The sequence below is a fragment of the Streptomyces sp. NPDC033178 genome (assembly GCF_055577685.1).
This window is the reverse complement of sequence record NZ_JBVIPT010000002.1, coordinates 205,297-223,000: the sequence shown is the minus strand read 5'-3', so window position 1 is coordinate 223,000 and position 17,704 is coordinate 205,297. Positions and strand designations below refer to the sequence as shown.

Annotated in this window: 14 protein-coding genes; 6 read left to right on the top strand and 8 right to left on the bottom strand. The window is 69.4% G+C overall.

Going from position 1 to position 17,704, the window contains the following annotated elements:
• Positions 1-9: 9 nt before the first annotated feature.
• Entirely contained in the window at positions 10-399 is a 390-nt protein-coding gene (locus tag ACZ5VQ_RS04950; RefSeq protein ID WP_469103715.1) for a VOC family protein, read from the bottom strand.
• A gap of 233 nt (positions 400-632) precedes the next feature.
• On the opposite strand from ACZ5VQ_RS04950, the gene ACZ5VQ_RS04945 reads away from it, so the two are divergent.
• The 3 genes from ACZ5VQ_RS04945 (at position 633) to ACZ5VQ_RS04935 (ending at position 3,832) form a co-directional block, all read left to right on the top strand.
• Positions 633-1,685 carry an iron-siderophore ABC transporter substrate-binding protein gene (locus tag ACZ5VQ_RS04945; protein ID WP_469103714.1) on the top strand — a complete coding sequence of 351 codons (1,053 nt, stop codon included), beginning with the start codon at positions 633-635 and terminating at the stop codon, positions 1,683-1,685.
• Between the two features lie 69 nt (positions 1,686-1,754).
• Positions 1,755-2,723 carry a FecCD family ABC transporter permease gene (locus ACZ5VQ_RS04940; RefSeq protein ID WP_469104064.1) on the top strand — a complete coding sequence of 323 codons (969 nt, stop codon included), beginning with the start codon at positions 1,755-1,757 and terminating at the stop codon, positions 2,721-2,723.
• On the top strand, positions 2,720-3,832 hold the full coding sequence (locus tag ACZ5VQ_RS04935; protein WP_469103713.1) for a FecCD family ABC transporter permease: 1,113 nt from the start codon (positions 2,720-2,722) through the stop codon (positions 3,830-3,832). The genes ACZ5VQ_RS04940 and ACZ5VQ_RS04935 overlap by 4 nt, the downstream gene beginning before the upstream one ends.
• Positions 3,833-3,938: 106 nt before the next feature.
• On the opposite strand, the gene ACZ5VQ_RS04930 is transcribed toward ACZ5VQ_RS04935, so the two are convergent.
• Positions 3,939-4,979 (bottom strand): NAD(P)-dependent alcohol dehydrogenase, encoded by a 1,041-nt coding sequence (locus ACZ5VQ_RS04930; RefSeq protein WP_469103712.1) that lies wholly within the window; start codon positions 4,977-4,979, stop codon positions 3,939-3,941.
• Positions 4,980-5,152: 173 nt separating this feature from the next.
• Between ACZ5VQ_RS04930 and ACZ5VQ_RS04925 the strand changes: the two genes are divergently transcribed.
• A complete protein-coding gene (locus tag ACZ5VQ_RS04925) occupies positions 5,153-6,100 on the top strand; it encodes a helix-turn-helix transcriptional regulator (RefSeq protein WP_469103711.1) in 948 nt (315 codons plus the stop codon).
• Positions 6,101-6,317: 217 nt separating this feature from the next.
• Here ACZ5VQ_RS04925 and ACZ5VQ_RS04920 read toward each other — a convergent pair whose 3' ends face one another.
• The 6 genes from ACZ5VQ_RS04920 to ACZ5VQ_RS04895 form a co-directional block, all read right to left on the bottom strand.
• Entirely contained in the window at positions 6,318-7,088 is a 771-nt protein-coding gene (locus tag ACZ5VQ_RS04920; protein WP_469103710.1) for a globin domain-containing protein, read from the bottom strand.
• Positions 7,089-7,199: 111 nt separating this feature from the next.
• Positions 7,200-10,463 (bottom strand): S8 family peptidase, encoded by a 3,264-nt coding sequence (locus ACZ5VQ_RS04915; RefSeq protein ID WP_469104063.1) that lies wholly within the window; start codon positions 10,461-10,463, stop codon positions 7,200-7,202.
• Between the two features lie 211 nt (positions 10,464-10,674).
• The gene (locus ACZ5VQ_RS04910; RefSeq protein ID WP_398887553.1) at positions 10,675-11,358 is read right to left on the bottom strand and encodes an ABC transporter ATP-binding protein; all 684 of its coding nucleotides are present in this window, start codon (positions 11,356-11,358) and stop codon (positions 10,675-10,677) included.
• A 76-nt stretch (positions 11,359-11,434) separates the two neighbouring features.
• Complete coding sequence (locus ACZ5VQ_RS04905; RefSeq protein WP_469103709.1) at positions 11,435-12,904, bottom strand: ABC transporter permease; 1,470 nt, start codon at positions 12,902-12,904, stop codon at positions 11,435-11,437.
• A gap of 159 nt (positions 12,905-13,063) precedes the next feature.
• A complete protein-coding gene (locus ACZ5VQ_RS04900) occupies positions 13,064-14,332 on the bottom strand; it encodes a L,D-transpeptidase (RefSeq protein WP_469103708.1) in 1,269 nt (422 codons plus the stop codon).
• Between the two features lie 250 nt (positions 14,333-14,582).
• Positions 14,583-14,924, bottom strand: coding sequence for a hypothetical protein (locus ACZ5VQ_RS04895; protein ID WP_469103707.1), 342 nt, complete (start codon positions 14,922-14,924; stop codon positions 14,583-14,585).
• A gap of 110 nt (positions 14,925-15,034) precedes the next feature.
• Here ACZ5VQ_RS04895 and ACZ5VQ_RS04890 point away from each other — a divergent pair, with 110 nt between their 5' ends.
• Positions 15,035-15,385 carry an LAETG motif-containing sortase-dependent surface protein gene (locus tag ACZ5VQ_RS04890; protein WP_469103706.1) on the top strand — a complete coding sequence of 117 codons (351 nt, stop codon included), beginning with the start codon at positions 15,035-15,037 and terminating at the stop codon, positions 15,383-15,385.
• A 182-nt stretch (positions 15,386-15,567) separates the two neighbouring features.
• Positions 15,568-17,661, top strand: coding sequence for a glycosyltransferase family 4 protein (locus tag ACZ5VQ_RS04885; RefSeq protein WP_469103705.1), 2,094 nt, complete (start codon positions 15,568-15,570; stop codon positions 17,659-17,661).
• Positions 17,662-17,704: the final 43 nt, after the last annotated feature.

The following is a 17,704-nucleotide window of genomic DNA, read 5'->3' as shown; positions in this document are numbered from 1 at the left end:
CGATGTCGCCTACCCCTGACTCCCGCTCCCGTAGGGCCGCGTAAGAATCTCCAGGTTGTGGCCGTTCGGGTCGTCGAAGTACGTACCGCGGCCACCGTCGTTCGTGTTGATCTCGTCGACATGGCGGTGGAAGGGGTCCGCCCAGTAGGTCAGACCCGCGTCCCGGATACGGGCGAAGATCGTGTCGAAGTCGTCCTCCGAGACCAGGAACGCGTAGTGCTGGGGCGGGATGTGCCCGGTCGCGTCCATGTAGTCGAGGGTCACGCCGTTGGGGATCTTGACCGGGATGAACGGTCCGTACTGCGGGCTCACCTCCAGGCCCAGGATGTCGGCGAGAAACCGGGCCGAGGTCTTCTTGTCGTGGGCGGCGACGATCGTGTGGTTGAGCTCGACGGTCATCGTGCGTACCTCCTTGGCGCGTCGCTCGTCATCGTTCCTGGCACGTTGCTCGTCATCGTTCCTGGCACGTTGCTCGGCATCGGCGGCCTTTTCCTACCTTTTTCACGTATCTCTTCCACCTATCTCTTCCACGCTAGGTGCCCGTGTGACAGGTGCGCAGCCCCGGAAGTGGCCACTCCGGAAAGCGGGATAAGGTAAGCCTTGCCTTACGGATCGAAAAATCGGAGAGAGTCGTGCGCACATCGGGATTGAAAGCCGTCCTGGCCGTGTCCGTGGTCGGCGGGCTGATGGCCGGATGCGCGTCGTCGGAGAGCGGCAAGAGCAGCGAGGGCGGCGGCGACAAGAGCGACCGCAACCTCGTCGCCGGCGCCTCCGCGGGCCCCTCCGCCGCCCCCAGCGCCCTCGCCGACGGCATGGGCACGAAGGCAGCAGACGGCGAGTTCCCCCGTACCGTCAGCCACTTCAAGGGCAGGACGGAGATCGCGGCGGCGCCGAAGCGGATAGCCGTGCTCAGCACCGGGCAGCTCGACGACGTACTCACCCTCGGGGTCGTACCGGCCGCCACCACCCGCGCCGACAACGCCGGACTCGTACCCGGCTACCTCGCCGACGCCTTCCCCGAGTACAAGAAGCAGCTCGCGAAGATGACCGACGCGGGGACGCGGGCCGCGCCCAACCTCGAAACGCTGGCCACCGCCAAGCCCGACCTCATCCTCGCCAACGACTCGCTCGGCGACCTCTACCCCAAGCTGTCGAAGATCGCCCCGACCGTGATCACCGCGGGCAACGGCATCAACTGGAAGCGGGACCTGCTGCTCGTCGGCGACGCCGTCGGCAAGGGCGAGCAGGCGCAGAAGCTTCTCGACGAGCACGCGGACGAGGCCGCCGCCGCGGGCACGAAGGTCGACGGGAAGAACACCGCCGTCTCCATGCTGCGGTTCACGCCCGACCGGACCCGGATGTTCGGCGTCTCCTCCTTCACCGGGTCGATCGCCGTCGACATGGGGCTGGGACGGCCCAAGTCCCAGCAGTTCAACGCCATTTCGGAGGACATCGGCGCCGAGAGCATCGATACCGCGGACGGCGACTGGATCTTCTACTCCGTGCAGGGGGCGCAGGACAAGACCGACGCCGGCAGCGTCCTCGCCGGGCCGCTCTGGAAGTCGATGAAGGCCGTCGAGGCCGGACACGCCGTCAAGGTCGACGACGACCCCTGGTACCTCAACGCGGGCCCCACGGCTGCCGACCTGGTCGTGAAGCAGCTCACCGAGTCACTCGCCAAGTAGGTCCGCGAGCACGTGACCACGCGCACCGCGACCGTACGCACCTCCCGCGCCTCCGTACGCACCTCCTGGCTGGTGGTCGCCCTTCTCCTCACCCTCGTCGCGGTGGCCCTCAGCCTCGCCGTCGGCACCCGGCCGGTGCCGCTGTCCGCCGTGCTCGACGCGCTGCTGCACGGCGGCGGCTCACGGGACGCGCTGGTCGTACGGTCGCTGCGGCTGCCCCGCACCGCCGTCGGGCTCACCGCGGGGGCCGCGCTCGGCGTCGCGGGGGCGGCGTTGCAGGCCGTCACCCGCAATCCGCTGGCCGATCCGGGGATCCTCGGGCTGAGCCAGGGCGCCGCGGCCGGCGTGGTGTTCGCGATCACGGGCGGGCTGGCGAACGGCTTCGGCGGCTACGTCTGGTTCGCCTTCGTGGGCGCGGTCGTCGCCGCCTGCCTGGTGTACGCCGTCGCCTCACGCGGCCGGGGCGGCGCCTCGCCGGTCAAACTCGCGCTCGCCGGAACCGCGCTGTCCGCGATGGTCGGCGGGGCCACCACCGTGGTCCTGACGTCGAGTTCGGCGACGCTCGACCAGTTCAGGTTCTGGCAGGTGGGCGCGCTCAGCGGACGCGACGCGGGGACGGTGGGGCAGATGCTGCCCTTCCTCGTCGCGGGCGCGCTGCTGGTGCTCGGCTGCGCCCGCGGCCTGGACGCGCTCGCCCTCGGCGACGACACCGCGCGTGCGCTGGGCCACAACGTCCAGCTCGTACGGGTCTGCGCGGCACTCGGCGCGACCGTCCTGACCGCCGCCGCGGTGGCCGCCGCCGGGCCGATCGCCTTCATCGGTCTCGCCGTACCGCACCTGGCACGCCGTCTCGTCGCGGGCGGCCACCGCTGGACCCTGCCGCTCTCCGCGCTGCTCGGCGCGGCCCTGCTGCTCGCGGCGGACGTCGCGGGACGGGTGGTCCGCGCGCCCGCGGAGGTACCGGCCGGGGTGATGACGGCACTCGTGGGCGTACCGGTCCTGGTCGTTCTCGTACGCCGGAAGGGAGCGGCGTCGTGACGACGGCATCCCGGCGCCCGTCTGAGCAGGCGACACTCCCAAGGCCGTCCCCGGACCCCGCCTACCCCCACTCGGCAGGCCTCTCCGTACTCCGCCGCCGCTCCTTCTCGCTGCTCCTGCACCGCCGCTCGGCGGTGGTCGTCGCCGTACTGCTGCTTCTCCTGGCCGGCGTCATGGCGCTCTCGGCGTGCGTCGGGCAGGCGTACGTGTCGCCGGGCGAGGTCTGGCGGGTTCTGCGCGGCCACGGCGGCCCGTACGACCTGATCGTCGGGGAGCTGCGGGTCCCGCGGATCGTGCTCGGCGCGCTGGTCGGCGCCGCGTACGGGCTCTCCGGGGCGCTCGTGCAGACGGTGACGCGCAACCCGCTGGCCAGCCCGGACGTCATCGGCGTCGGCCACGGGGCGGCCGCCGCCACGGTCCTGGCCCTCGCCACGGGCGCGGTCGCCTCCCCCGGCGCGCTCCCGGCGGTCTCCGTCGCGGGCGGGCTCGGGGCCGCGGCGCTCGTGTACGTACTGGCCTGGCGGCACGGCATGCAGCCCAGCCGGTTCGTGCTGACCGGGGTCGGCATCGGGGTGGCGCTCTCCGCGGTCGTCCAGCTGTATCTCACGGAGAGCGAGCTGGCCGCAGCCGAGCAGGTCAAGCTGTGGCTGACCGGCAGCCTCAACGGCCGCGGCTGGGATCAGGCGGGCCCGCTCGCCTGGGTGCTTCTCCTCTCCCTGCCCGCCCTGGTGTGGGCGAACCGGGCCCTGCGCCCGCTCGGCCTGGACCCCGACACGGCCGCCGCGCTGGGCGTCCGCGTGCACCGGACCCAGCTCGCCCTGACCGTCCTGGGCGTGATCCTCGCGGCGACGGCCACGGGAGCGGCGGGCCCGATCGGCTTCGTCGCCCTCACGGCCCCCCAACTGGCCCGCCGCCTGACCCGCACTCCCCAACTACCGCTGGCGGCCTCGGCATTGACGGGAGCGGTCGTACTGATCACGGCCGACCTGGCGGCCCGCACGCTGATGCCCCCACTGGAAATCCCAGTGGGGGCACTCACGGCGCTGGTGGGCGGCCCGTACTTGCTGTGGCTGCTGGCCGGCGGTCAGGGCCACAACCGCGCGCTCTAGGAGACAGGGGCGCAGCGCAGCCCCATCTCCTAGGGGCGCGGGGAACTGCGCGCCCAGCTACAGCGAGCCCGCACCTAATACGGCGCACCCCAGCGGAGCGAACTCGCTAGATCGTCGCGGCGTCGATCACGAACCGGTACCGCACGTCGCTGTTCAGCACCCGCTCGTACGCTTCGTTGATCTCGCCCGCGCTGATCAGCTCGATCTCCGCCCCGAACCCGTGCTCGGCACAGAAGTCCAGCATTTCCTGGGTCTCCTGGATGCCACCGATCCCGGAGCCGGCAAGGGTCTTACGCCCACCGATCACCGAGAAGAGGTTCAGGGAGACCGGCTCCTCGGGCGCGCCCACGTTCACGAAGGCGCCGTCCGTCTTGAGCAGGGAGAGGAAGACGTCCAGGTCCAGCGGGGCGGACACGGTGGACAGGATCAGGTCGAAGGAACCGCGCAGCTCCTGGAAGGTCTGCGGGTCGCTGGTCGCGTAGTAGTGGTCGGCGCCCAGCTTCAGCCCGTCGTCCTTCTTGCGCAGGGACTGCGAGAGAACGGTCACCTCGGCACCGAGGGCGTGCGCGATCTTGACGCCCATGTGGCCGAGACCGCCCATGCCGAGGACTGCGACCTTCTTGCCGGGACCGGCGTTCCAGTGCTTGAGCGGGGAGTACGTGGTGATGCCGGCGCACAGCAGCGGCGCGGCCTCGTCGAGGGCCAGGCCCTCGGGGATACGGACGGTGAAGGCCTCGTCGACGACGATGTGGGTCGAGTAGCCGCCGTAGGTGGGCTCACCGTCCTTGCCGATGGCGTTGTACGTGCCGACGTTGCCCTGGGTGCAGTACTGCTCAAGGCCCGCCTTGCAGTTCTCGCACTCGCGGCAGGAGTCGACCATGCAGCCCACGCCCACGCGGTCGCCGGCGGCGAACTTGGTGACGCCGGGGCCGACCTCGGTGACGATGCCGGCGATCTCGTGGCCGGGAACCATCGGGAAGATGGCCTCGCCCCAGCCCTCGCGGGCCTGGTGGATGTCGGAGTGACAGATGCCGGCGAACTTGATCTCGATCAGAACGTCGTGCTCGCCGACCGGGCGACGCTCGATGGTCGTGCGCTCCAGCGGAGCCTTGGCGGCGGGAGCGGCGTATGCGGCGACAGTGGTCATGCCGGGGGTTCTCCTAAGGAGGGGTTCTGCGCCCGGCCTGCCTTCCGGCCGGGCACGGCCTCCAGCCTGCTCCTGATCACGGCGGTCACCCAGACCACGGCTTTGCGTACGTTCGCTGGTCCTACTACTGATAGGGGCAGGTTCGTATGCGTACGACCGTGAATACTGGACGTATGGATGAACAGCCCTCTCAGGAGTCCGCAGGGCGGTCGGGACAGGCGGGACAAGCGGGGCAGGAGTCGGGGCGCCCGCTGGACCGGCGTGCCGAGCTCAGCGAGTTCCTGCGCACGCGCCGGGCCCGGCTGAAGCCGGAGGACGTGGGGCTGCCGGACTTCGGGCGGCATCGCCGGGTGCCCGGGCTGCGCCGCGAGGAGCTGGCGCAGCTGGCCGGGGTGTCCGTGGCGTACTACACCCGGCTTGAGCAGGGCAACGGGCGGAACGTCTCCGCGGAGGTACTCGACTCGATCGCGCGCGCCCTGCGGCTGACGGGGGCCGAGCACGCGCATCTCACGCATCTGGCGAAGCCGAAGCAGCACAAGAAGAAGGCGTCGGTCCGGCCGCAGCAGGTGCGGGTCGCTCTGCGGGAGCTGATCGACACGTTCGACGGTGTGCCCGCGTATGTCGTGGGGCGGCGGTCGGAGATTCTCGTCTGGAACCGGATGGCCGCGGCCGTCTTCGGGGACTGGTCGGAGGTGCCGCCGCAGGAGCGGAACTGGGCGCGGATGGTCTTCCTCAAGCCCGAGTATCGCGAGCTGTTCGTGGAGTGGGAGCAGAAGGCTTCCGACATGGTGAGTTTTCTGCGGATGGACGCGGGGTGCCATCCTGACGATCCTCGCCTCTCCGCCCTGGTCGGCGAGCTCTCCGTGAAGAGCGAGGAGTTCCGTCGGCTCTGGGCGACGCACGACGTCAAGGAGAAGAGCCATGGTGTCAAGCGGCTGCACCATCCCCTCGTCGGTGAACTGACCCTCTCCTTCGAGTCGTTCAAGCTCGTCGACGACGACGAGCAGTCGATGGTCACGTACCACGCCGAGCCGGGCTCCCCCTCGGCCGAGGCCCTCCGCCTCCTGGCCAGCTGGGGCACGGACGCGACCCGCGCGGGCACGGCATCGCCGCAGGCGTAGCTTTTTCCGCCCCCGCCGCCCCTACCCGTCCCGTCCCTGGGGGCTGCCGCCCCCAGACCCCCGCATCGGCCTGAACGGCCTCGTCCTCAAACGCCGGACAGGCTGAAATTCAGCCCCTCCGGCGTTTGAGGAGCGGGGGTTCGGGGGCGGAGCCCCCGAGGCAGGGACGGGAATGGGTAGGGGCGGCGGGGGCGAAAAAGGTCAGGCCGGGACGGCGTCAGCCCTGGTACGGCGGCGCCGAGCCCCACGTCCACTTCGGAACCGGCTGCTCCGCCGGAGGCACCGCGTCCGGGCCCGAGAAGTAGACGGCAAGCCGAGTCCCCCACTCCGCGTACGCCACGAACGCGGAGCGGAACTCGGCGTCGGAAGGAAGCCCCGCATCGTCCGCCGCATCCTGGAGAAGGTTCACCCACCTCCGCCGCTGCACCTCCGTGATCCCCTTCCCGAGATGCTTCGCGACCATGTGCCCGTGCCCGCCCTGCGTCTCGGAGTACCCGGCCGGCCCCCCGAACACCTCCCCGAGCCACAGCGCGACATGCGACGCGTGCTCGGGAGCGAGGCCCTCGAAGACGGGCGCCAGGACGTCGTCCTTGAGAACCTTGTCGTAGAAGACCTCGGTGAGCCGGTCGAAGGCCTCGGCACCCCCCGCCCAGACGTACAACGTCGGCACGGACGCCCCCGTACCCCGTACGGTCGTCGGTTTGTAGTGCCGCATCTCCTCGATGGAGCTGATGTACGGCCGGATCTCGGCAAGGAACTCCTCGAAGAGCTCGGACTTGCGGAAGCCCTCGATGTGGTCCTCGGTGGAGGTCCAGGTGATGCGGAGCACGAAGTGCTCGAAGTCCTCCTCGCAGCGCGCCAGTTCGTAGTCGACACACTGCGGGGCCACGGCGAGCTGGGCGGCGGCCCGGGTGTAGGCGGCGAGGAACTCCGCCGACTGCTGCTCGGGAATGCGGTACCGGATGTACTCAACGGTGTGCGCTGTCATGCCCCCACACAAACACGGACGGCCCGCGGAAGCTGCACTTCCGTCGGGCCGTTCGCGTATGTCAGCGTTCAGCGAACCACGGGATCAGCCTTGAGGGCCGGCCCCGCCGGCTCACTTCCCGTAGTACGCGTTGTAGATCGAGATCGTCGACTTGTTGTTCTTCTTGTCGGTGATCTTCGCGTGGAACGAGATGCCCTTGCCCTTGGCCGGGTTCGTCACACCGATCTTGCCGTTCTTGACGGTGACCTTCTTCCAGGTCTGGCCGTAGTCGTAGGACACGTACACCGACAGCGACTTGAGGTTCTTGCCTGCTGCCGAGCCCTGGACGGTCACCGGGATGGAGACCTTCTTGCCGGCCGGTGCCTTGCTGTCCAGTCCGACGGCCGCGTTGAAGCGGACGGAGGAGGTGGGCAGCGCGGCGCTGGTGACCTTCTTGGAGCGGAAGGTCCAGCTGGCGTCGATGCGGGTGGAGGCCGCCGCGACCTTGACGCTCCGCTTGACCGAGGTGGTCAGCTTGTACGAGGCCTCGCCGGCCGGGACCTTGAAGACTCCCTCGCCGAACAGCGGGTCCGCGTTCGAGCCGACCTTGGTGCCGTTGCGGTAGAGCGTCGTGGTGACCGACGAGAAGAGCGAGGAGCCGGCGTGGGTCTTGCCGTCGGCGAACAGCGGCAGGTAGCCGTAGATCTCGTTGCCGTCGCGCTGGATACCGAAGCCGGAGCCGACGCGCGGACCGAAGACCGCCGTGTTGTAGATCTTCTCGTAGCTCTTGCCCGCCTTGAAGGTCTGGGCGCTGCCGAGCGTGTAGAAGGCCTCGGTGATCGGGAAGCCGTCGGGGTCGATCCCGCCGTGCTGCTCGAAGTCCTGCTCCCACTTCACGCCGTTCGCGGTGCTGACATGCACCTTCCGCGTGCTGGGCAGCGTCTGCGGGAACCCGATCGAGGAGGCGCTGAAGCTTCCGGGCAGCCAGCCGATGGTGTTGACCGCGCCCTTCTTGCCGCTCGTCGAGGCGCCCAGGCCGACCTTCAGGGTGGCCAGTTCGCTCGCCTTGTAGTGCTTGGTGTAGCCGGTGGCGAGCTTCTTCACCTTGCCGCCCGCGACGGTGTTGTACTCCTCACCGTCCTTGGCCCAGTGGCCGCCCCACTGCTGGAACAGCGAACCGTCGGTGATCTCCGGACCGGCGTGCGCGGTACGGAAGTTGGCGTACGTGTCCAGCCACCAGCCGAACCCGTAGGCGTTGTTGCCCACCTCCACCATGTAGTCCGGCGACGCGAACTCCGACTTGGCGGCCGCGTCGGGCACGGTGACGTCCACCGGCTTCGCGGTCCGCGCGTCCACCGTGATCGTGACGTTCTTGGTGATGCTCAGCTTCGGCTGGGCCACCCAGTCGGCGCCCTTGGTGAAGTCCTCCGGGTCGACGAAGAACGCCGAGTTGAGGATGAATCCGCCCTTGGGCACCCGGACCTTGACCGTGCCGGACTCGTCGTACGGCGAGAACCACTTCTCCGCGGCCGTCCCGGAGACACCGGTCAGGCTGGCGTCGTAGTACTTCGCCGGGTTGCCGTCACGGTCGATCATCTTGAGCGTGACGTCGTACGACTCCACCTCCCGCTGTACCGCCGCCGCCGTGCGGACGCTCTGGCCGCCGCCGGTCGCGGTCACGTACGCGGAGTAGCCGCCGTCGAGCGTGCCGCCCAGCTTGGTGTTGACCGTGAGGTCGGCGGAGGCCGTGCCGCCCGCCGGGACGGTCAGCGTCTTGGCGCCGAGCGTGAAGAAGCCGGCCGGAGCGGCCTGGCCCTTCGGGTTGGTGGCGGTCGCGGAGAGGCTCAGCGTGACGTCGGCCGTGCCGAGGTTCTTGTACGTGATCTTCTTCGTGACCGGGGTGTCGTCGGTGTGCGGCCACTGCTGGATGCCGAAGCTCACGGACGACGGGTCGGCGAGCACGGTCTGCTTGATGGCCTTGTCGACCTGGATGCGGCCCGAACCCTGCTGGAACGGCGTGTACTTGCCGCCCTTCGTGGAACCGGTCAGCGCGGCCTTGAGCTCGGTGTACGTCCAGTCCGGGTGCTGCTGCTTGAGGATCGCCGCGGCGCCCGCGACATGCGGGGTCGCCATCGACGTACCCGAGATGGTGACGTAGCCGGCGGGCTTCTCGCCGACCTCCTGGGCGATGATGCTGCCCTTGGCCGAGGCAGCGGTGGTGTCCACACCGGGTGCGGTCACGTCGGGCTTGATGGCGCCGTCGAGGCCGGGTCCGGTGCTGGAGAACTCGGCCAGCTTGTCGCTGTCGTCGACGGCGCCGACGGTGAGCGCGGCGGCCGCGCTGCCGGGAGAGCCGACCGTCTGCTCGCCGAACTCGCCGGAGTTGCCGGCGGCTATCGCGAAGAGAATGCCCTTCTCCTCGGACAGCTTGTTGACCTGGGCCTCCAGCGGGTCCACCTCGGGGGTGTCACCGCCGCCCAGGCTGAGGTTCACGACGTCGGCGCCCTGCTCGGCCGCCCAGTCCATGCCGGCGAGGATGCCGGAGTCGTCACCGAAGCCGTTGTCGTCGAGGACCTTGCCGTTGAGCAGCTGGGCTCCCGGTGCGACGCCCTTGTACTTGCCCGCGGACTTGGCGCCCGTACCGGCCGCGATGGACGCGACGTGCGTGCCGTGGCCGTACTTGTCGGTCGCGTCCGGAGCGGCCGAGAAGTTCTTCTCGGCGACGACCTGGTCCTTGAGGTCCGGGTGGGTCGTGTCGACACCCGTGTCGAGGACGGCGATCTTGACGCCCTTGCCGTCGAACCCGGCGGCCCAGGCCTTGTCGGCGCCGATCTGCTTGACGGACTTGTCGAGGCTGGCCTTGCGGACGCCGTCGAGCCACACATGGGCGATGCCGGAGGCGGTCCGCGCGTTGCCGCCCTGCGCGTCGGTGACCGCCGCCCAGAGGTCGGTCGCGTCGGCCTTCGGCGTCAGCACCGCGTCCGCGTTCAGCGACTTGAGGGTCCGGCGGACCTTCGTGTCGCCCGCGTCACGGACGTCGGCCTTCGCCGCCGCGGCCGCGCCGCGGTAGCCGACGATCAGCTTGAGGCCCTGCTTCTGGGCCTTGCGGTTGGCCGACTTGTTGAGCTCGGTGACGTCGAAGAGCCGCTGGTCGAGCTTGCCGGTGGCGATCAGCCGCGCGGCGTCGGCCGGCACGACGAGCGTGTGCCCGCCTGCCGTGCGGATCTGGACGGGTATCCCCTCGCGGCCCTTGGCCCGCTCCAGGCCGACGACGCGGCCCTTGGCGTCGACGACCACACGGTCGCCGGTGATCAGGGTGATGCGGTGCTTGGGCGTGGTCGGCACGGCCGAGTCGGCGGCCGCGGTCCTGGCCTCCGCCGACGCCGGGCTGGTCATGCCCGCCGCCAGGGCCACGGCTGCCGCCGCGGCGATCGTGGCCACGCACGCTCTTTTCACTTGTCTGCGCAAGTCTCCCCCTGGAGATGCAGGTCCGGGATGAATCCCCGTTCATCCGGCCGGGGGACGTCCCGTACGCATGCTCGCGCGTAACCCCCCGGAATACTCAGTATGCCGGGGGGTGAACAGGCGCTCAATAGTGAGACGGCTGTTAAGAGTTCGCGTTTTCCTTCACGGTGATCCTCCCCTTGCGGATCGTGGCGAGCCGGGGGGCCTTTTTCGCGATCGCCGAATCGTGCGTGACCATGATGAAAGTGAGCCCGTGCTCCTTCCACATGGTTTCGAGTACGTCCATGATCTCGTCGCGCATGGACTCGTCGAGGTTTCCGGTCGGTTCGTCGGCGAGGAGCACCTTGGGCTGCTTGACCAGGGCACGGGCGATCGCGACGCGCTGCTGCTGACCGCCGGACAGTTCGGCCGGCAGATGCCCGAGCCGCTCGGCGAGCCCCACGGAGTCCAGTGCCGCCGCGGCCCGTTCGCGCCGCTCCTTGACCTTCAGCTTCAGGGGTACGAGTGCGGTTTCCACGTTCTCCTGGGCGGTGAGCGTGGGAATGAGGTTGAAGCTCTGGAAGACGAAGCCGATGTTCTCGCTGCGCACCTTGGTGAGCTTGCTCTCGGACAGCCTGGCGAGATCCGTACCGTCGAGCTCGACGCTTCCTGCGGTGGGCCGGTCGAGTCCGCCGAGCATCTGCAGCAGGGTGGACTTGCCGCCGCCGGTGGGGCCCTGGATGACCAGTCGGTCACCGTCCCCGATGGTCAGGTCGACCCCGTCGAGCGCGTCGACGGACTCCTTGCCCCGCTTGTAGCGCTTGGTGACGCCTCTGAGTTCGTACATGGTGCAACTCCTGGGATACGTAAGGGGGTTGGCGCCCGCCGCGACGCGCGGCCGGGCAGGCGCCCGAGGCGGCCGGCTATTCGACGCGGCGCAGGGCGTCCGCCGGTCGCAGCCGGGAGGCGCGCCAGCCGCCGAAGGCGCCCGCGATCAGGCCGCCGGTGACGGCGAGGCCGACCGCGAGGGCGATCGTGCTGAGGGCGACGGGCGCGGTCAGCGCCACGTCGAGGGCCTTGGACGCCGTCTCGCGGGCGGGTCCGCCCATACCGCCGCCCGGGCCACCGCCGCCGGGGCCGCCGAGCGCCGCGCCCGTGGAGCCGACCTCGGCCTGGAGCGTCGGGCTGATCGCGGTGACGACATAGGCGCCGCCGAGGCCGAGCGCGATACCGAGGGCGCCGCCGACCAGACCGTTGACGACGGCCTCGCCGACGACCTGCCGGGTGACGCGGCCGGACTTCCAGCCGAGCGCCTTGAGCGTGCCGAACTCCCTTACGCGGCGGGAGACGGCCGAGGAGGTGAGCAGGCCCGCGACCAGGAACGCGGCCACGAGCACCGCGATCGACAGCCACTTGCCCACGTTGGAGGCGAGATCGGAAGCAGTGGAGAGGGAGCCGGAGACCGTGTCGGCGAGGTCGGCGGAGGTCGTGACGGTCGTACCCGAGATGTTCTTCTGGATGGTCGACTTGACCGCGCTGATCTGCTGCGAGTCGGACGCCTTGACGTAGATCGTGGTGACCTTGTTCTTGGAGTCGCTGAGCGTCTGCGCCTGCTTGAGCGGGATGTAGAGGTTGGCCGCCGCGTCACCGCTGTCGGGGGTCGCGATGCCGATGACCTTGTACTTGACGCTCTTGATGGTGACCGTGTCACCGAGGGCGAGCTTCTTCTCCTTGGCGTACGACTTGTCGGCGACGACGACCTTGGCGTTGGTCTCGGAGGACGTGAAGGTCCGGCCGCTGGTGATCTTCGAGGAGGTCAGCGGGCCGAGCGCGGGCTTGGTGACGTCCGTGCCGTAGACGGAGTAGTTGTTGACGTCGAAGTCGGCGCCGCCGCCCTCGACCCGGCCCTCCGGGGACTGCTGGGCGCCGGGCTGGCCGCCCTGCTGGTTGCCGCCGCCCTGCTGGTCCTGCTGGAACTGGCCCTGGCGGAACTGGCCGCTGACCTTGACGACTTGGAGGCTGAGCCCCCCTACGACGTCCGAGACACCCTTCTGCGTGCCGACCTTGGAGACCGTGCTCGTGGCCAGGGTCTGGAAGCCCTGCACCATGACGCGGTCGCTGCTCTGTTCTTCGTCGGAGTCGCTGCCCCGGGCGTCGAACTGGAAGCGCGGGCGCTCGCCCGTGCTCGACTGTGCCTGGGCCGCCTTGGTGACCGTCATGTCCGTGCCCAGTCCGTACAGCGACTGGAGGACCTTGCCCTGCGCCTTCTCCATGCCGGACGACACGGAACTGACCACGATGACCAGGGCGATGCCCAGGGCGAGTCCGGAGGCGACGACGAGCGCCGCCTTTCTGCGGCGGCGCAGTTCGCGCCTCAGGTAGGTGAAGAACATGGCCGAAAGCTAGGGACACCGCGTGATGGCGGGATAAGGCCCGCATAAGAGAAGGATGAGAACACTGTGCGCTGCCCCGGAACCCTGTGAGAACGCCGAGGGCGGTTGCCCGTACGAGTCGTACGGGCAACCGCCCTCGGGACGGGAAACGCGTTCGGGTCAGACGGCCGAACCGGCCTTCCACGCCGCCCAGTCCAGGTTCCAGCCGTTGAGGCCGTTGTCCGGGGCGATGGTCTTGTCGCCGGTGTTCCGCACGTCCACGACGTCACCGACGATCGAGTTGTTGTAGAACCAGGCACCCTCGGTGTTCGGGTCGTCGGCACCCTTGGTGTCGTTCAGACCGACGCAGCCGTGGCTGGTGTTGACGCTGCCGAAGATGGAATCGGCGCCCCAGTAGTTGCCGTGGATGAACGTGCCGGAGCTCGACAGGCGGATGGCGTGCGGCACGTCCTTGATGTCGTACTCGCCCTTGCCGTCATCGTCCGTGAAGCCCACGGTCGCGCCGTTCATACGCGTCTCCGTGAACTTCTCCGACATCACCATCTTGCCCTGGTACGTCTTGTTCTCGGGCGAGCCGGCGGAGATCGGGATGGTCTTGATCGTCTTGCCGTCCTGGGTGACCTTCATGGTCTTGGTCTTGGCGTCGACGATCGAGACCTGGTTGCGGCCGATCTTGAAGGTGACCGTCTTCTGCTGCACGCCGTAGACGCCGTCGGCGCCCTCGACACCGTCCAGGTTCAGCTTGAGCGTGACGGTCGAGTTGCCCTTCCAGTACTCCTCGGGGCGGAAGTCGAGCCGGTTGGCGTTGAACCAGTGGCCGACGACCTCCTGGCCGCTGCTGGAGGAGACGGTGATCCCCTTCTGCACGTCGGCCTTGTTGGTGATGGCCTTGTCGAAGTTGATCGAGACCGGCATGCCGACGCCGACGGTGGAACCGTCCTCGGGCGTGAAGTTGCCGATGAAGCTGTTGGCCGGCGAGACCGTCGTGAACGACGCGTTCTCGTGGGCGGCGCGGCCGTCGGAGTCCTTGGCCGTCGCGGCGATCTTGTAGGCGGTGGCGCGCTCCAGCTGGGCGCTGGGCTTCCAGCTCTTCTTGTCCGCGGATATCTCACCCGCGACAGCCGCGCCGGCCGCCGTCTTCATGGTCACGTCGGTCAGCGTGCCCTTGGTCACAGTGACGGCCGCGGCGCTGTTGATGGAGGCGTTGTCGGAGCCGTCCTTGGGCGTGATCTTGATCTGGGCCTCGGAGGACTTCTTGGCCGCCGCCTCGTCGACCTTGGCCTGCGAGGTGCTGTCACCTCCTTCGCCCTTGGGGTCGTCGCTGCCGCCTCCGCTGCACGCAGAGAGCACCAGCACCCCGCCGAGCAGTGCGGACGCGACCGTGAGGCCCTTGCGCCGCTTACTGTCCGTCATCACACGCTTCTCCATCGTTGCCGAATCCCCAAAACCCCGAGAGTCCCCGTAACACCTGTAAACGCTACGACCGGTTCGTCCCGTTCCACACCCTTCCCAGGTGTGGGGCACACCACGTCGATCGATTTCGGCCCACGTCGGATCGTCCTCGATCCGACCGAGTGCGGCCGTTACGACTGGTGCGGGTGTCGGTCACTGCGCCCCTTGAGACGACAGAACCCCGGGTGGCGGTTGCCGCCCGGGGTCACGATTCTCCCAAGCCGCCTCAGCCGACCAACTCTTCCTCGTCTTCGGCCTCATCATCCTCGTCGAGGTCCCAGTCCGGCGAATCGGGGTCGTAGTCGATCAGCTCGGTGCTCCAGGAGGCCTGCGCGAGTTCGACCCCGGCCACCTCGCTGACCAGGTCGAACGGGTCGACGAGGTACGCGAGGGCCTCGGCAGTGTCTTCCGTCACTGCGCTCTCGGCGTGCACCCGCTCGTCGCCGGGGAGCTCCGGGTCCTCCGCGATGCGCGCCAGCGCAGCCTTGGTGAGCGCGTTCTCGTCGTCGACCTCGACGACCAATTCGACGCGCAACCGCACAAAACGTGATGTCTCAGGTGTGCTCATACGTCGGAGAGTACGGCTCATCGCCACCGTGACTTTCCTGTGACCCGCACCTTTCACTAACATCGCCCCACACGGCCAATTCGCCAGCGTCACAAGGGGATCGATATTCCGTGTCCGCACGTCGATCGTTGCTGACCGCCACCGCCGCGGGGACCCTGCTGGGCGCCCTGTGGTTCGTCCCGTCCGCCAATGCGACCGGGGACGGGACGGCAGAACACAGAACACAGACAGCGACGACCACGACCCTGCAGACCAAGGCGGGGGACAAGACCGGGACGTCCGACGCACAGGACGCGGAGGGCACGGAGGGCGCGGCCAGGACCACCTCCGTCCGCACACAACTGGCCGACACGGGAAGCTTCGACACGACGCCGTACGTGGTCGGCGGCACCCTGCTCCTCGGCCTGGGCGCCGGTTTCGTGGTGTATTCGGTACGCCGGGAACGTACGACCTTGTACTGAAGGCCGCCCGCCGCCCGGGTGCCCACACCTCCCGGCACTGCGATATCCGCCCCCTTTCAGCCATTTCGCGGCATCCTCGAAGGAAGACCGGCGAGAGAGGGGCGGACCCGTTTACAGTCCGTGGGGTTCACGCACGCACTCCCTGTCGCTTCTCCGTACCGCGTGAACAGGGAGTGGCCCACGTGAAGATCGTCTTCCTGCTGCACAACGCCTATGCCATCGGCGGCACGGTGCGCTCGACGCTCAACCTCGCCGGTGCGCTGGCCGCACGGCACGAGGTGGAGATCGTCTCGGTCTTCCGCAGCGAGGACAGACCCCTGCTCGGGCCGAACCGCAAGGTCCGTCTCGTCCCGCTCGTCGACGAGCGCCCCGACGCGCCGACGTACGACGGCGGGAACCCGCTCATGGCGCGCCCCTCCACGGTCGTACCCCCCGCCGAGGTCCTCGCCCACCGCTACAACGAACTCACCGACGAGCGGCTGCGCGAATTCCTCGACGGGACGGACGCGGACGTCGTCGTCGCGACCCGCCCGGCACTGGTGGTCTTCCTGGCCCGGCACGGCTCGCGCCGCTATCTGCGCGTCGGACAGGAGCACCTGTCGTACGACAACCACGTCCCGGACGTACGCACCGCGCAGAACGAGGCCTTCCGGCACCTGGACGCCTTCGTCACCGTCTCCGCGCAGGACGCCGCCGACCACCGCGCCCACCTGCCGGGGCTGCGGACGCGGATCACCGACATCCCGAACGCCGCGCCCCGCCCGAAGGCCGAACGCTCCGACGTACAGGCCCCGTTGGTGATCGCCGCGGGCCGGCTGATGCCGGTCAAGCGCTACGACCTGCTGATCGAGGCCTTCACCCGGGTCGTCGCCGTACGACCGGAATGGCGGCTGCGGATCTACGGCCAGGGGCCGGAACGCGCCAACCTCCGCGCAGCCGTCGACGCACACCGGCTGAACGACCACGTGTTCCTCATGGGCCCCTACCCGACGATGGAGACCGAGTGGCCCAAGGCCTCCGTCGCCGCCGTGAGTTCGGACTGGGAGTCCTTCGGCATGACGATCCTGGAGGCCATGCACGCCGGCGTCCCGGTGGTGGCGACGGACTGTCCGCACGGCCCCGGCGAAATCATCACCGACGGCTCCGACGGACTGCTCGTACCGCCGGGAGATGCGGACGCGTTCGCGGCGGGACTGCTGAAGCTGATCGAGGACACGGACCAGCGCCGGCTCATGGGCGAGGCCGCCAGGGAGACCGTCCAGCGGTTCGCCCCCCGCCGGATCGCGGACCAGTACGAGCGCCTGTTCGCCGAACTGCGCGAGGCCCGGACCTCGACGACGACAAAGGTCACGCGCCGTGTGCGCCGCGCGCTCGGGGCGCTGCTCCCGCACGCCTCGCGCCCCCGCTCCGAGGAAGCGCCTCCGGCGGCCCCGCCCGCCGCCCCGCCGGCCGCGGACGACCGACCGCGCGCCCTGCGCCCGAAGGCCGGCTGCACGACCGACTCCAGCGGCGGCGTACGGATCACGGTGAACGCGTCGGGCGTGTCCGGCGAGAGCCTCACCCTGGTCCTGCGCCACCGGCACGGCGACGACGAGGCACGCGTTCCGCTGGATCCCCCGAGCGACCCGAAGTCGCCCTGGACCGCAGAGCTGACCCACCCTCGACTGGCCCTGGCGGAAGGCCGTTGGGACCTGCATGTCGAACGCGCGGAGGACGGCGCACGCCGTCGCCTCAAGGCAGGACTCGTCGAGCAGCGCGGTCTGCTGACTGCGAGACCCACGCCGTCAGCACCGGGCCGGGCCTTCGCCTGGTGGATTCCGTACGCGACGAAGGACGGCTACCTGGCCCTGCGGACCTTCCGCCGCGCGGCACACGCGGAAGCCACCGCCCTGCGGACCGACACCGGTTCCCTGACCGTGGAAGGCACCCTCCACGGAGCCGTGCTCGGCGAGGGCGCGGTACTGCTCGGAATCTCCCGCGACGGGAGACCTCACGACTTCGAAACCCCGGCGACGCTCACGGGGGAGCGGACTTTCCGGGCCGACATCACGTCCCTGCCCCGCCCCACAGACGCCGACAAGCAGCTGTGGGACCTCTTCGTGCGCCCCGCCGCGGCCGACGAACCCGTACGCGTCGGCCGAATCCTCGGCGACATCGTCGACCGCAAGGCCACGGACAAACACCCGACCACAACCGTGCCCACCCGGTCAGGCCCTCCGACAGAGGCCCGCTTCTTCCTCACCGTCACCAACGACGTGGCAATCAGCGCCCTGTAGGCCGCGCCCCGTAAGGGGCACGGGGCTGTGACGTCATGCGGCT

Bases quoted from the DNA above. Each gene is read 5' to 3' on its own strand.
- ACZ5VQ_RS04950 (WP_469103715.1), bottom strand. From the start codon at position 399: ATGACCGTCGAGCTCAACCACACGATCGTCGCCGCCCACGACAAGAAG.
- ACZ5VQ_RS04930 (WP_469103712.1), bottom strand. From the start codon at position 4,979: ATGACCACTGTCGCCGCATACGCCGCTCCCGCCGCCAAGGCTCCGCTG.
- ACZ5VQ_RS04925 (WP_469103711.1), top strand. From the start codon at position 5,153: ATGGATGAACAGCCCTCTCAGGAGTCCGCAGGGCGGTCGGGACAGGCG.
- ACZ5VQ_RS04920 (WP_469103710.1), bottom strand. From the start codon at position 7,088: ATGACAGCGCACACCGTTGAGTACATCCGGTACCGCATTCCCGAGCAG.
- ACZ5VQ_RS04915 (WP_469104063.1), bottom strand. From the start codon at position 10,463: ATGACCAGCCCGGCGTCGGCGGAGGCCAGGACCGCGGCCGCCGACTCG.
- ACZ5VQ_RS04910 (WP_398887553.1), bottom strand. From the start codon at position 11,358: ATGTACGAACTCAGAGGCGTCACCAAGCGCTACAAGCGGGGCAAGGAG.
- ACZ5VQ_RS04905 (WP_469103709.1), bottom strand. From the start codon at position 12,904: ATGTTCTTCACCTACCTGAGGCGCGAACTGCGCCGCCGCAGAAAGGCG.
- ACZ5VQ_RS04900 (WP_469103708.1), bottom strand. From the start codon at position 14,332: ATGGAGAAGCGTGTGATGACGGACAGTAAGCGGCGCAAGGGCCTCACG.
- ACZ5VQ_RS04895 (WP_469103707.1), bottom strand. From the start codon at position 14,924: ATGAGCACACCTGAGACATCACGTTTTGTGCGGTTGCGCGTCGAATTG.